At 63.9% G+C, this 12,711-nt stretch carries 14 protein-coding genes; 11 read left to right on the top strand and 3 right to left on the bottom strand.

Annotation, left to right across the window (positions count from 1 at the left end):
* The first annotated feature begins 89 nt into the window (after nt 1–89).
* The 4 genes from RHO23_RS09285 to RHO23_RS09270 all read left to right on the top strand — a co-directional run bounded on the left by RHO23_RS09285 (nt 90) and on the right by RHO23_RS09270 (nt 3,537).
* Nucleotides 90–830 (top strand): hypothetical protein, encoded by a 741-nt coding sequence (locus RHO23_RS09285; protein WP_064408983.1) that lies wholly within the window; start codon nt 90–92, stop codon nt 828–830.
* Between the two features lie 153 nt (nt 831–983).
* Complete coding sequence (locus RHO23_RS09280; protein ID WP_030093524.1) at nt 984–1,850, top strand: MetQ/NlpA family ABC transporter substrate-binding protein; 867 nt, start codon at nt 984–986, stop codon at nt 1,848–1,850.
* Complete coding sequence (locus tag RHO23_RS09275) at nt 1,847–2,878, top strand: methionine ABC transporter ATP-binding protein (protein ID WP_423488959.1); 1,032 nt, start codon at nt 1,847–1,849, stop codon at nt 2,876–2,878. The genes RHO23_RS09280 and RHO23_RS09275 overlap by 4 nt, the downstream gene beginning before the upstream one ends.
* A complete protein-coding gene (locus tag RHO23_RS09270) occupies nt 2,875–3,537 on the top strand; it encodes a methionine ABC transporter permease (RefSeq protein WP_057967972.1) in 663 nt (220 codons plus the stop codon). Before RHO23_RS09275 ends, RHO23_RS09270 begins: the two co-directional genes overlap by 4 nt.
* Here RHO23_RS09270 and RHO23_RS09265 read toward each other — a convergent pair whose 3' ends face one another.
* The 3 genes from RHO23_RS09265 to RHO23_RS09255 form a co-directional block, all read right to left on the bottom strand.
* A complete protein-coding gene (locus tag RHO23_RS09265; protein ID WP_254383495.1) occupies nt 3,538–4,266 on the bottom strand; it encodes a hypothetical protein in 729 nt (242 codons plus the stop codon). It lies immediately after the preceding gene.
* Between the two features lie 42 nt (nt 4,267–4,308).
* Complete coding sequence (locus RHO23_RS09260) at nt 4,309–4,998, bottom strand: MspA family porin (protein ID WP_064408980.1); 690 nt, start codon at nt 4,996–4,998, stop codon at nt 4,309–4,311.
* Between the two features lie 62 nt (nt 4,999–5,060).
* Nucleotides 5,061–5,738, bottom strand: a complete 678-nt coding sequence (locus RHO23_RS09255; protein WP_057965947.1) for an MspA family porin — start codon at nt 5,736–5,738, stop codon at nt 5,061–5,063.
* Between the two features lie 442 nt (nt 5,739–6,180).
* Here RHO23_RS09255 and RHO23_RS09250 point away from each other — a divergent pair, with 442 nt between their 5' ends.
* From RHO23_RS09250 to RHO23_RS09220, 7 genes are all read left to right on the top strand, one after another.
* On the top strand, nt 6,181–6,747 hold the full coding sequence (locus tag RHO23_RS09250) for a hypothetical protein (protein WP_423488958.1): 567 nt from the start codon (nt 6,181–6,183) through the stop codon (nt 6,745–6,747).
* Between the two features lie 28 nt (nt 6,748–6,775).
* On the top strand, nt 6,776–7,372 hold the full coding sequence (locus RHO23_RS09245; protein ID WP_030093517.1) for a riboflavin synthase: 597 nt from the start codon (nt 6,776–6,778) through the stop codon (nt 7,370–7,372).
* 96 nt (nt 7,373–7,468) lie between these two features.
* A complete protein-coding gene (locus RHO23_RS09240) occupies nt 7,469–8,722 on the top strand; it encodes a bifunctional 3,4-dihydroxy-2-butanone-4-phosphate synthase/GTP cyclohydrolase II (RefSeq protein WP_030093516.1) in 1,254 nt (417 codons plus the stop codon).
* Entirely contained in the window at nt 8,719–9,207 is a 489-nt protein-coding gene (gene ribH / locus RHO23_RS09235) for a 6,7-dimethyl-8-ribityllumazine synthase (RefSeq protein WP_030093515.1), read from the top strand. The genes RHO23_RS09240 and ribH overlap by 4 nt, the downstream gene beginning before the upstream one ends.
* Entirely contained in the window at nt 9,204–9,674 is a 471-nt protein-coding gene (locus RHO23_RS09230; RefSeq protein ID WP_070920158.1) for a PH domain-containing protein, read from the top strand. Before ribH ends, RHO23_RS09230 begins: the two co-directional genes overlap by 4 nt.
* A gap of 121 nt (nt 9,675–9,795) precedes the next feature.
* Nucleotides 9,796–11,073 carry a transcriptional regulator gene (locus RHO23_RS09225; RefSeq protein ID WP_423488957.1) on the top strand — a complete coding sequence of 426 codons (1,278 nt, stop codon included), beginning with the start codon at nt 9,796–9,798 and terminating at the stop codon, nt 11,071–11,073.
* A gap of 103 nt (nt 11,074–11,176) precedes the next feature.
* Complete coding sequence (locus RHO23_RS09220) at nt 11,177–12,700, top strand: aldehyde dehydrogenase family protein (protein ID WP_423488956.1); 1,524 nt, start codon at nt 11,177–11,179, stop codon at nt 12,698–12,700.
* Nucleotides 12,701–12,711: the final 11 nt, after the last annotated feature.

Below are 12,711 nucleotides of genomic sequence, written 5' to 3'. Positions count from 1 at the left end.
CAATCCGACGCCATGCTCATTTGCAGGGCGGGATTGTCAACCGAGGGCTGGTTGTGGTGAAAAACGTGAGCAGAGCACTGGCATGTGGCATGTCCACGGTCGCCGCTGCCGCCGGCATTCTCGTTGCTTCACCTGCGCTTTCATTCGCCGATCCAGCCTCGGAAACTCCGCCCAAGATTGTCGCTTTCCCGGGCATGTCGATTGTCCAGGGGGATAGCCGTTGCACGCTCGGCTACGTCGATCCGATATCGCGAATCGGTCTGACGGCGGGACATTGCAACGCCACCGGAGCGGTCACCGATCTGGGAGGGAACCGTGTCGGCGAGGTGCTGCTGATGAGCCGGAACCTGCCAACAGGCGGAGCGATCGGCCCCGGCGACGTCGTCTCGGACTATGAGGGCATCACGTTCGCGCCCGGGGTCGAGCTGAGCAGCAACCTGCCCAACGGGGTTGCGCTGCGCATGACCCAGAACGCGGGCCCCGAACCCGGGCTCCCGGTGTGTCTGATGGGCTCGGTGTCGGGCGAGACGTGCGGCAAGGTCGATGCGATCAACAACGGCTGGTTCACCATGACGGATGTCGGTGGGCAACACGGTGATTCGGGTGGTCCGGTGTACACCATCACCCAGCCCGGCCAGGCATTGCTGGTCGGCATCTACTCGCTGCGGTGGGGTGGAAAGCCCGCGGCCATGTCCTGGTCGGCGATATCCGCACAGATGCAGTCGCAGTTGGTGGCGCAGATCCCGGCTGCCGGGCCGGGTAACGGCGGTCCACCGCTGCCTGCCATGCCCACCCCGCCGCCGGTCGACCCGGTGCCCGCCGCGGCCTAGGCTTCGCCGGCTCATTTCGCGTTCGTACAGGGCGCATTGCGTTTTCTATTCTGGTACTGTGGCGCCGTTCTGGGGCCATTATTAAATTTGCTGAGCCTTCAGAAATTCCACAATGTCAACCATTGTGATCACACTGAATTTTGGAAGGTAGACATGAAGCGCATTGCCATTGCTCTCGCAGCCGTCGCGATAGCCATGGGGACTGTAGGGTGCTCCGCGAGCGACGATCGTGGGGGAAACATCGTGCGTATCGGTACCACAGAGGCGGGTAAAGACTCGTGGGACGTCTTTGTCGAGGAAGCGGGGAAGGCGGGAATCAAACTCGTCACCACCAACTTCACCGACTACAGCCAGCCCAATGTGGCACTCACCCAAAAACAGATCGATGTGAATCTATTCCAGCACCTTCGTTTCCTGGGTGAATACAACGTTGCCGATAACGCGAATCTTGCGCCGGTCGGTGCCACCTATATCGTGCCGCTCGGACTCTATTCGCAGAAGCACAAGCTGATCGCGGACATTCCACAAGGCGGACAGATCGCGATTCCCAACGACCCGCCCAACCAGGCGCGCGCGCTGTTCGTGTTGAAGGCGGCCGGGCTCATCGCGCTCAAGGGCGGCCGTACGACACCGAGTGTGGCCGATATCGACAAGGGAGCCTCCAGGGTCACCGTGACGCTGGTGGACGCAGCGCAGACGGCATTGTCTCTCAAGTCGACCGATGGCGCCGTCATCAACAACACCTATCTGGCGCAGTCGAATATCGACCCCAAGAGCGCGCTCTACGCCGATGACCCGGCCAGCCCGGGCGCCGAGCCGTACATCAACGTCATCGTTGCGCGCGATGAGGAGAAGGACAATCCGACCTATCAGAAACTCGTCGATGTCTTCCATTCCCCGGCCGTCACCGAGGCATACGCCAAGGAGAGCAAGGGAACTCAATTGACCGTGACAAAGAGTGGCCAGGACTGCGCGTCGATTCTGGCGAGGATCGAGCAGCAGATCCGCGCCGAGAAATGACGGGAGCGGCGCCGCTCATCCGGTTCGAGAACGTCAGCAAGACGTTTCGGGTGGGCAAGAAGACGGTCACCGCCGTCGATGACGTGTCGCTGGACATCGACGCGGGCGACGTGTTCGCCATGATCGGTTACTCGGGGGCGGGGAAGAGCACCCTGGTACGTCTCATCAACGGACTGGAGCGACCCAGCTCTGGTCGGGTCGTGGTGGACGGAGCCGAGGTCAGTGCCCTCGGAGAGCGCGAATTGCGCAGTCTGCGCACCGATGTGGGCATGATCTTTCAGCAGTTCAATCTCTTTCGGTCCCGGACCGTGGCGGGAAACATCGCCTACCCGCTGCGGGTGGCCGGGTGGACGGCCGAGAAGCGCGCCGCGCGGGTCGCCGAGCTGCTGGAGTTCGTCGGCTTGGGTGAGAAGGCCAAGAGCTATCCGGATCAGCTTTCCGGTGGGCAGAAACAACGTGTCGGGATTGCGCGCGCACTCGCGACATCGCCGTCGATCCTGCTGGCCGACGAGGCCACCAGCGCTTTGGATCCCGAGACCACCGGCGATGTGCTGCAACTGCTGCGCACGGTGAACGACGAGTTCGGGGTCACCATCGTGGTGATCACCCATGAGATGGACGTGGTGCGTACGGTGGCCGATCGTGTCGCGGTTCTCGCCGATGGCAGGGTCGTCGAGTCCGGCACCGTTTTCGACGTTTTCTCGACTCCGCAGAGTGAGGCGGGTAAACGCTTCGTCGGCACGGTTCTGCAGAACACGCCGAGCGCCGCGGATGTCACTCGAATAGCTCAGCGGCACAAGGGAAGCATCGTCTCAGTGGAGATCAGCGAGGGTGTCCAGATAGGAGCGGCGCTGGCGCGTGCCACCGAGCTCGGGGTGCGTTTCGAGGTGGTCTACGGAGGTATCACCACTCTTCAGTCGCGCTCCTTCGGCAATCTCACACTCGAGCTTGAGGGGCCTGATAGTCAAGTGGCGCAGATTATTTCGGACTTGTCCGCAGTGACGACCATCCAGCAGGTGAGGCGATGACGACGAATTGGGAGCGGTTGCGCCCGCAATTGTTCGAAGCCTTTGGCGACACCCTGTACATGGTGTCGATCACCCTCGTGGTGGGCGGTGTCATCGGTCTGGGCTTGGGAGTGCTGCTGTACACCACCAGATCCGGTGGGCTGTTGCAGAACCGGGTGCTGCATACGCTGCTCAACGTAGTGGTGAACATCGTCCGACCCATACCGTTCGTGGTGCTGATCGCCGCACTCGGACCGATCACACTTGGGGTGGTGGGGACGACCATCGGCACCACGGCGGTGGTGTTCGTGATGATCGTCGCGGCGTCTTTCGCGATTGCCCGCATTGTCGAACAGAACCTGGTGACCATCGACCCCGGGGTCATCGAGGCGGCGCGCGCAGTCGGTGCCGGGCCGTTGCGGATCATCCTGACGCTGCTGGTGCCGGAAGCGCTCGGGCCGTTGATACTCGGCTACACCTTTGTGCTCATCGGGATTGTGGACATGTCCGCGATGGCAGGTTTGGTGGGAGGTGGCGGTTTAGGCGATTTCGCGATCGTGCAGGGATATCAGCGTTTCAACTGGCAGGTGACAATCGTATCGACCGTCATCATCATCGCGCTGGTCCAGGCGGCGCAGTTTTTTGGAAACTATCTGGCGCGCAAGGCGCTTCGGCGATAGTTACGCGGGAGGCGCAGGCGCGGCAGGTGCTGGCGCGGCGGCAGGTGCCGGCGGCGCCCCCGGCGCGGGAGCAGCGCCTTCGGGCGCCTCGGGCGGGGTCCAGTGCCACTGCTCGGGTGCGGGGCCCTGCGAGTCGTCACCCAAACCGGGAATGCGTGTTCCGGGAGGCGGGGCGGTACCGGGTAGCGGCTGGTTGAGCGATTCCTTGGTTCCGCGGCCCACGATGCCGCCTCGCCACTGACCGTCCTGAACGCCCCGAACGAGCCTGCCCAGATAGTCACCGCCGGAGATATCGGCCTTCTCTTCGCCGGGGTTCACCCCGTAGATCTCGCCCTTGCCGGGCTCTGCGGGTTTGAGGTTCTGTGGCAACAGGTACTCGTTGTTCAGCGCCCTCGTGTTCGGGGTGACGACGGGAGTCTCGACACCCGGTGCCGCGGGTGCTGCCGGTGCCGGATTCTGGCCGATCAGATTGGGATTACCCACGATCGCCAGGTTGGTGGGTATGCCACCGGGGCCCTGTTCGGTGCCGGACAGGGCGAGCGGATTGCCGATCTGCGACGGCGGTGGCGGCTCCGGAGGGCCGGGAGGCGCCGCAGGGGCGGGCGCCGGAGCCGGGTCTGGCGCCCCGGGATCGGCTCCGGCGGTTGCCGCGGAGGAGAACAGCGCACTGGCGGCAAGAGCCGCAGCCACCCCGATCTTCACGATGGACGGACGATCGGGGTTTTTCATGGCTGCGTCTCCTCTGCGCTGGACTTGATCGGACGGTCTGAACTAGACGGTCTTCGTGACGCCGTAGTAGGCGACGATATCGTCGTTGTCCTTTGACGAGCTGGTCAGCACGGCGTACGAACGCAGGAACGACTGGCCGATGCAACCGTCGATCTTGATGTGCACGTCCTTGAGGGTGATGCGCACTTCGCTGCCCTTGTACTTCTTCTTGTCGACCGAGACGTTGATGACCTCACCGGGCTGGGGGTGCACCTCGATCTGGCCCTGAATGGGCAGGCCGAGGCTGCCGATGCCGCCGGTGGTCAAACCGACGTTCAGACCGATGGAGCCATTCAGCTTGACGGTGTTCAGGCTGATGCCGCAGCCGATCTGGTAGCCGGCTTCCAGCGTGCCGCCGGACAGCTTGGTGCTGCCGCCGCCCTTGGCCGAGCCGGTGAACGTGCCACCGGCGAGATATTCGCGCGACGAGGTGGCGGTGGTCAGCGGCGGGATGGGCAGCTGGGTCTCGTCCTTGGCGCCGACGGTCAGGGTCCAGCCGTCGGGGGTCTTGACGATGCCCGGATCTTCCGAGCCGACGACGCCGTTGTCCGGCGGGGGGCCGTCGGCGGGCGGCGGCGGGGCGTCAGCGACGGGCTGCACGGGTGGTGGGTCATCGGACGGGTCCGCCAGGGCGAACGGCGCCGACGCCGCGAGCGCGCACACGGCAGTCAGGGTGACGAGACTCTTGAGCATGGGAATGGGGCCTCTCGTGGTCTTTTGTGGTGGGGCGGCTGAGTGAGTTTCGGTCATCAACGTCAGACGGCCTTGGTGACACCCATGTAGGTGACCACGTCATCGGTGTTTTCGGTTGAGCTGGTGAAGGTTGCGTACGACCGGATGAAGGACTGTCCGACGCAGCCGTCGATCTTGATGCGGAAGCCTGTAATGGTGGTGCGTGAGGTAGTGCCCTCGAAGGACTTCTTGTTCACCGGAACGATGGTCACCGTGCCGGGCCTCAGGCCGACCTTGATCTGGCCGACGACACCGGCGCTGGCCGAGGGGACACCCGCCATGCTGATAGAGGGCTGGAGGCTGACGCCACCCATCAGCTCCACCGGGCCACCGGTGATACCGCAGCCGATCTGGTATCCGGCCTCCAACGTTCCACCGGCCAGCTTGGTCTTGCCGGAGCCCTTGACGCCACCGATGAAGGTGCCGCCCACCAGGTACTCGCGGGAGGACAGCGCCGTTGTGAGGGGCGCTACTGGCAGGATGGTTTCATCCTTGGCGGCGACGGCCAGGATCCAGCCGTCTGGGGTGGATAGGGTGCCCGGCTCTGCCGACTGCATGAAGCCATCGTCGACGGGCGGGGGAGGTGGTGCATCGGCCACCGGCTGCACGGGCGCCGGATCATCACCGGGTTCGGCCAGGGCGAGGGGCGCCGTCGCGGCGAGCGCGCATACAGCAGTCAGAGTGACAAGACTTTTCAGCATGGTGCGGTGGCGCCTCTCATTGTGTGGTGATGTCCATGACTTCTGTGAGGAAGCTGTCCCGACGAATGTTCAGGGTGCCGGATTGCTAAACGGTTAATGGACGGACAACAGTTATCGCCCAATGTCTATCCATTTCGTACGTCGGTACACACCATTCCAACCGCGATGATTTGAAACGCGAAAAGCCTTCTGCCTCGGCGATTGTGACGAAAACCACTGGTGTCGTTACCGTTTCGCGGTGGCCGTTTGGGACTACCCCGTAGGGGTATCCAGCACACTTTTCAACGGTCAGTCGAATTTCGCGCCGTATAACGGTTGTTCAACTTTCGTTCACACTTGTGACAATTCCGCAACTCACCATCGAATATCGGTGCCGCCCTAACGCGACGTCTTATGGAATTCCCGGTACGGTCACGGCACCAGAGAATCTGGAGAGGAATCGATGAGGTCACTACATCTGTGTCGCAAGGCGGTTGTGCCCACGCTGGTTGCGATCGGCATGGGGCTGACGGTTGTGCCGTCGGCGTATGCGGAGCCCGATCAGCCGGATCCGTCGGAACAACCCGCGCAGCAGACCGTGGTAGCGCCCGGACCCGCCATGGCGTCCGCGCCCGCGCCTACCTCCGATAGCGCCACTCCGGCGGCGATCGAGGCGTGTGCCAAATTCGCGACGGCACTTGATTACGCCGCCACCAACTACTCTGATTTTGCCGACAACCTGGCCGGTATGGAGGGCAATTACAGCGACGTGTACGTCTCGTCCAGCAACGGTACGGGACGGGCCGCGCTCCGTGAAGCCGCCTCTTTCGCCAATGAGGCGGCAAATACTCCGGAGCTGGATCCGGCGATCGCCGATCCGATGCGTTCGTGGGCGACAAACGCCAACAAGCTCATGATCCTCATGGGTGTCCGGGCGCCGGTCGACGGTGTCAACGGGAAGGCCAACGACCTGAATACCGACGCGCATAACGTTCAGATGGCCTGCGCGCTGGCGGGGACGCACGCTTAGCCCTGCGCGGCCGTCCTAGTCTGGTTCCATGTTCACTGGAATCGTTGAAGAGCTTGGCGAGGTCCTGGGCAGGGAGGATCTCGGCGACTCTGCCCGCCTCACTGTGCTCGGTCCGCTGGTTGTCGAGGACGCGAAACATGGCGACTCGATAGCCGTCAACGGCGTCTGCCTGACGGTGGTCGAGGTGCGCCCCGGAGGGGTCTTCACCACCGATGTCATGGGGGAAACGCTGTCGCGCTCGAGTCTGGACAAGATCGGGACCGGCACGAAGGTCAATCTTGAGCGCGCGGCCGCGGTCAACAGCCGACTCGGTGGGCACATCGTGCAGGGGCATGTCGACGGCACCGGGAACGTGCTCCTTCGCACTCCGTCGGAGAACTGGGAAGTGGTGCGCGTCTCACTGCCCGCGCAGGTGGCCAGGTACGTCGTCGAAAAGGGCTCGATCACCGTGGACGGGGTGTCTCTGACGGTGTCGGCGCTGGGGCCGGATTGGTTCGAGGTGTCGCTGATTCCGACCACGTTGGGGTTGACGACGCTCGGATCTGCCGAGGTCGGGACGCCGGTGAACCTCGAAGTGGATGTCATCGCCAAGTACGTGGAACGCCTGCTCGAGCACCGTTCTTAGCTTCCCGGTTCCGCTGAGTGAACAGCGCTCGAATCGTTCGATTTGCGGTGGTTCATAATTAACATGCCCCACACGCCCCTAACGAGAGTGGTCCCCATGACCAGGTTGGACAGCATCGAACGCGCTGTCGCCGATATCGCCGCCGGTAAGGCCATCGTCGTCGTCGACGATGAGGATCGGGAGAACGAAGGCGATCTGATTTTCGCCGCGGAGAAGGCCACCCCGGAGTTGGTGGCGTTCATGGTGCGATACACGTCGGGCTACCTCTGCGTGCCGCTGGCCGGGGAGGATTGCGATCGCCTCGGACTGTTGCCTCAATACGCGGTGAATCAGGACAAGCACGGCACCGCGTACACGGTCACCGTCGACGCGAAAAATGGTATCGGGACCGGGATTTCGGCGTCTGATCGCGCGGCGACAATGAGGCTGCTGGCCGATGCGACGAGCGCACCCGATGACTTCACGAAGCCGGGTCACGTTGTTCCGTTGCGCGCCAAGGATGGTGGGGTGCTGCGGCGTCCGGGCCACACCGAGGCCTCGGTGGATCTGGCGAAGCTGGCGGGGCTACGGCCCGCCGCGGTGATCTGCGAGATCGTCAGCCAAAAAGACGAGGGCGCGATGGCCCAAACCGAGGAACTGCGGGTCTTCGCCGACGAACACAACCTTGCCCTGGTATCGATCGCGGACCTGATCGAGTGGCGCCGCAAGCACGAGAAGCATGTGGAGCGGATCGCTGAGGCGCGGATTCCCACTCAGCACGGAGAGTTCCGTGCGGTGGGCTACACGAGCATTTACGACGACGTCGAGCATGTGGCACTGGTGCTGGGCGATATTTCGGGGCCCGAAGGCGACGGCAATGACGTGTTGGTGCGGGTGCACTCTGAGTGTTTGACCGGTGACGTATTCGGTTCTCGCCGTTGTGATTGCGGTCCGCAGCTGGACGCGGCAATGGAGATGGTGGCCAAGGAGGGGCGTGGGATCGTGCTGTACATGCGCGGCCACGAGGGGCGCGGTATCGGCTTGATGCACAAGCTGCAGGCCTACCAATTGCAGGACGCCGGTGAGGACACCGTGGATGCGAACCTCAAGCTCGGTTTGCCTGCCGACGCGCGTGACTACGGTTTGGGCGCGCAGATTTTGGTGGACCTCGGGGTGAAGTCCATGCGCCTGCTGACCAACAATCCCGCCAAGCGTGTGGGGTTGGACGGGTACGGCCTGCACATCATCGAGCGGGTGCCCCTGCCGGTGCGCGCCAACTCGGAGAATATTCGATACCTGCGTACCAAGCGGGACCGGATGGGGCATGACCTGGCGGATCTTGACGATCATCCTGAGGCCGACGGCGCGTGAGCGGCGAAGGCATCCCGTCACTGAAGGTCGGTGACGCATCGAGTCTCAGCTTGGCGATAGTGGCCAGCACCTGGCACGACCAGATCTGTACCGCGCTGCTGGAGGGCGCCAAGCGGGTAGCAGCTGACGCGGGAATCGATCGTCCGACCGTGGTCCGGGTTCTGGGCGCCATCGAGATACCCGTCGTGGCGCAGGCGCTGGCCCGTACCCATGACGCCGTCGTTGCGCTCGGGGTCGTAATCCAAGGTGAGACACCGCATTTCAACTACGTGTGCGACGCGGTGACTACCGGGCTTACCCGTGTCTCGCTGGATACCAGCACACCGGTGGCCAACGGGGTGCTGACCGTGAACAACGAGCAGCAGGCCCTCGACCGTGCCGGTCTGCCGGAATCCTCCGAGGACAAGGGCGCCCAGGCGGCGGCGGCCGCGCTCGACACCGCGCTGACCCTGCGCCGGCTCCGTCAGCCGTGGACCGAGGCGTGACCGAATCGCCACGGGACGACGCATGGGAACTCGTCCTCAAACCGCATCTCTCGCCGTACTTTGTGTACGCCGCCGCCTTCATCATCGCGGCCGCGCATGTCGCGGTGGGGGTGCTGCTCAAGATCTCGCCCAATAGTGGGGTGATCTTCAAGACCTCCGACCAGATCGGTATCGCGTTGGTGGGCTTTGTCATCGCGGGTGTGGTCCTCATGTTCGCGCGTCCGCGGGTACGTGCCGGTGCGGTGGGGATCGAGGTACGTAATGTGCTGGGTCCCAAACTCATCCCGTGGTCCGAGGTGGTCGGAGTCTCATTTCCCGCCGGTGCGCAGTGGGCACGGCTGGACCTGGACGACTACGAATACGAGCCGTTGATGGCGATTCAGGCCATCGACAAACAGCGGGCCGTCGACGCGATGGACGCGCTGCGCGGGTTGGTCGTCAAGTACACGGAGCCGTCCACGGCCTAGCCGGTCATGAGCGGGCCGGACGGCCATCTCACTCAGTTTCCGGTCCTGGCGGCGATGTCCACGTATCGTGGCAATACCGACCGTGCCTGCGAATATGGCCAGGGCAGAGAGCTTGGAGAACGTGGCGACTACGAGAACTACCGCGCGCCGCGGGGGTGTTCGGGCGTCGCTGGCGTCCGTACGTAACGCGCACGACCTCTTTGTGGCGGGCCAGGTAGACGGTTCGTATCTGGAATCGATACCGCTGCCGCGCCTCGTCACCGAAAGCTGGCAGCGGAGTCTGGCGACCGGCGTCGATCCCGACCGTGGTCCCGGCGAGGCGGCCGCCGCACGGAGCCTGACCGAGCTGCGCAGCAGCCATCCGCTGGCCGGCGCGCTGCCCGTCATCCGTCGTCTGCTCGTGGACCATGCCACGGACTCGGGCGTACTTGTCGGGGTTACCGCTGCTGACGGCGCACTGCTGTGGGTGGAAGGCGACGCGGGCGCGAGCCGCAAGGCGGCGTCGATGAACTTCGTGCCCGGTGCCGACTGGAGCGAGCGGGCCGTGGGCACGAACGCCCCCGGTACCGCCCTTGCCCTGGATCGGGAGGTGCAGATCCGTGGCAGCGAGCATTTCTGCAGGCTGGTCCGGCCATGGTCATGCACCGCGGTGCCGATACACGACCCGCTGACCGGTGAGCCCCTGGGAAGCATCGATCTCACCGGCGGTTCGGCCGTTGCATCGGCCCAGACGCTGGCCTTGGTCCGTGCGACGGCAGTCGCCGTTGAGCATTTCATCGCCCTGAACTACCCGCGGCGGGGCCAGCCGGAAAGTGATGCCGAACCGCGTGTGACGCTGCTCGGCGCTGACCGCCCGATTTTGCGCACCGACGGAGGACAGCGCCGGCTGTCCGGTCGCCATGCCGAGATTATGGCGCTATTGCTGCGCCACCCGGAGGGTCTGAGCGCCGACCATCTGGCGATACTGCTCGACGAAAATGATCTCGACGTCGTCACCATCCGGGCCGAAATGTCGCGATTGCGGCGCATCGTGGGGGACGAGTTGATCGGGTCCCGCCCGTACCGGCTGCTCGAACAGGTGGGAAGCGATATGGGTGATGTTTTCGCCGCGCTTCGATCCGGAGATATCGCCAGGGCGATGGACCACTACTCGGGCCAGCTGTTGCCGCGTTCGGCGGCGCCGGCCGTTGCGCGGCTGCGCCTGGAGCTGAGCACCAGTCTTCGCGGCGCTGTGCTTGCCGACGGTGATCTGCAGCTGCTGCGCCGTTGGCTCGACCTGCCGGAGGCGCGCGATGACCGCCAGGGATGGCAGGCGCTGCACGATCATCATGGTGCGGGCGTTGTCGGCCGCTCCGCAGCGCGCGGCCACCTCATTGCGTTGGACTCCGAGCTCGCCTGAGCACCGCCACTGCTGGCCGAAAGTTGCAACCGTGCTGCAACGGGCCAAAACCTACCTTCAGTGATCACCGACACATGTGATGTCTTGAAGGTAGGAGAACGCCGTGACTGTTTACGCCCGCCCGGGTGCGCCGGGATCGCTGATGACTTTCGCATCCCGCTACGAGAATTTCATTGGTGGGCAATGGGTTCCCCCGGCCGAGGGCCGGTACTTCGAGAATCGCACGCCGGTGACGGGGGAGGTGTTCTGCGAGATACCGCGTTCCGGTGAGGCGGATGTGGAGAACGCTCTCGATGCCGCACACGCCGCGGCTCCGGGCTGGGGTAAGACCTCGCCGGCCGATCGTGCGCTCGTCCTCAACAGGATTGCCGACCGGATGGAATCCAACCTGCAGTCCATCGCCGTGGCCGAGTCGTGGGACAACGGCAAGCCCGTCCGGGAAACCCTGAACGCAGACATCCCGTTGGCCATCGATCATTTCCGGTACTTCGCCGGTGTCCTTAGGGCGCAAGAGGGTTCACTCTCGCAGATCGACGAGGACACTGTCGCCTACCACTTCCACGAGCCCCTCGGCGTGGTCGGGCAGATCATCCCGTGGAACTTCCCGCTGCTGATGGCGAGTTGGAAACTCGCCCCGGCCATCGCCGCGGGCAACACGGTGGTGCTCAAGCCCGCCGAACAAACCCCGGCATCCATCCTGTACCTGTTCTCTCTCATCGGTGATCTTCTGCCTCCCGGTGTGGTGAACATCGTCAACGGGTTCGGGGTGGAGGCGGGTAAGCCACTGGCATCCAGCAGCCGGATCGCCAAGATAGCCTTCACCGGCGAAACCAGCACCGGCCGGCTGATCATGCAGTACGCCAGCCAGAACCTGATTCCGGTCACCCTGGAGCTCGGTGGCAAGAGCCCCAACCTCTTCTTCTCCGACGTGATGGTCGCCGGTGACGATTTCCAGGACAAGGCCCTGGAAGGGTTCACGATGTTCGCGTTCAACCAGGGTGAGGTGTGCACCTGTCCTTCGCGGAGCCTGATACAGGCCGACATCTTCGATGAGTTCCTGGAGCTGGCCGCCATCCGTACCAAGGCCATCCGCCAGGGTGATCCGCTGGACACCGAGACGATGATGGGGGCGCAGGCCTCCCACGAACAGCTCGAAAAGATCATGTCGTACATCGACATCGGCAAATCCGAAGGGGCACGGCTGGTTACCGGTGGTGAGCGGGCCGAGCTCGGGGGCGATCTGTCGGGCGGTTACTACGTGACACCCACGGTCTTCGCCGGCACGAACTCGATGCGGATCTTCCAGGAGGAGATCTTCGGGCCGGTGCTGGCCGTGACCTCCTTCGCGGACTACGACGACGCCATCGCCATCGCCAACGACACTCCGTACGGGCTGGGCGCCGGAGTGTGGAGTCGCAACGGCAATATCGCCTATCGCGCCGGGCGTGACATCAAGGCCGGCCGGGTGTGGACCAACTGCTATCACCAGTATCCCGCGCATGCCGCCTTCGGCGGCTACAAACGGTCGGGTATCGGCCGCGAGAACCACAAGATGATGCTGGATCACTACCAACAGACCAAGAACCTGTTGGTGTCCTACAGCTCCAAGGCGCAGGGCTTCTTCTGAGCAACGCCACG

The organism is Mycobacteroides sp. PCS013 (assembly GCF_049532645.1).
GTDB lineage: Bacteria > Actinomycetota > Actinomycetes > Mycobacteriales > Mycobacteriaceae > Mycobacterium > Mycobacterium gwanakae.
Note: the sequence above shows the minus strand (reverse complement) of the source record. Positions and strands in the feature narration are given on the sequence as shown.

Coding starts and splice junctions, on each gene's coding strand:
- RHO23_RS09250 (WP_423488958.1), top strand. CDS start 6,181: ATGAGGTCACTACATCTGTGTCGCAAGGCGGTTGTGCCCACGCTGGTT.
- RHO23_RS09240 (WP_030093516.1), top strand. CDS start 7,469: ATGACCAGGTTGGACAGCATCGAACGCGCTGTCGCCGATATCGCCGCC.
- RHO23_RS09275 (WP_423488959.1), top strand. CDS start 1,847: ATGACGGGAGCGGCGCCGCTCATCCGGTTCGAGAACGTCAGCAAGACG.
- RHO23_RS09255 (WP_057965947.1), bottom strand. CDS start 5,738: ATGCTGAAAAGTCTTGTCACTCTGACTGCTGTATGCGCGCTCGCCGCG.
- RHO23_RS09245 (WP_030093517.1), top strand. CDS start 6,776: ATGTTCACTGGAATCGTTGAAGAGCTTGGCGAGGTCCTGGGCAGGGAG.
- RHO23_RS09260 (WP_064408980.1), bottom strand. CDS start 4,998: ATGCTCAAGAGTCTCGTCACCCTGACTGCCGTGTGCGCGCTCGCGGCG.
- RHO23_RS09270 (WP_057967972.1), top strand. CDS start 2,875: ATGACGACGAATTGGGAGCGGTTGCGCCCGCAATTGTTCGAAGCCTTT.
- RHO23_RS09280 (WP_030093524.1), top strand. CDS start 984: ATGAAGCGCATTGCCATTGCTCTCGCAGCCGTCGCGATAGCCATGGGG.
- RHO23_RS09285 (WP_064408983.1), top strand. CDS start 90: ATGTCCACGGTCGCCGCTGCCGCCGGCATTCTCGTTGCTTCACCTGCG.
- RHO23_RS09265 (WP_254383495.1), bottom strand. CDS start 4,266: ATGAAAAACCCCGATCGTCCGTCCATCGTGAAGATCGGGGTGGCTGCG.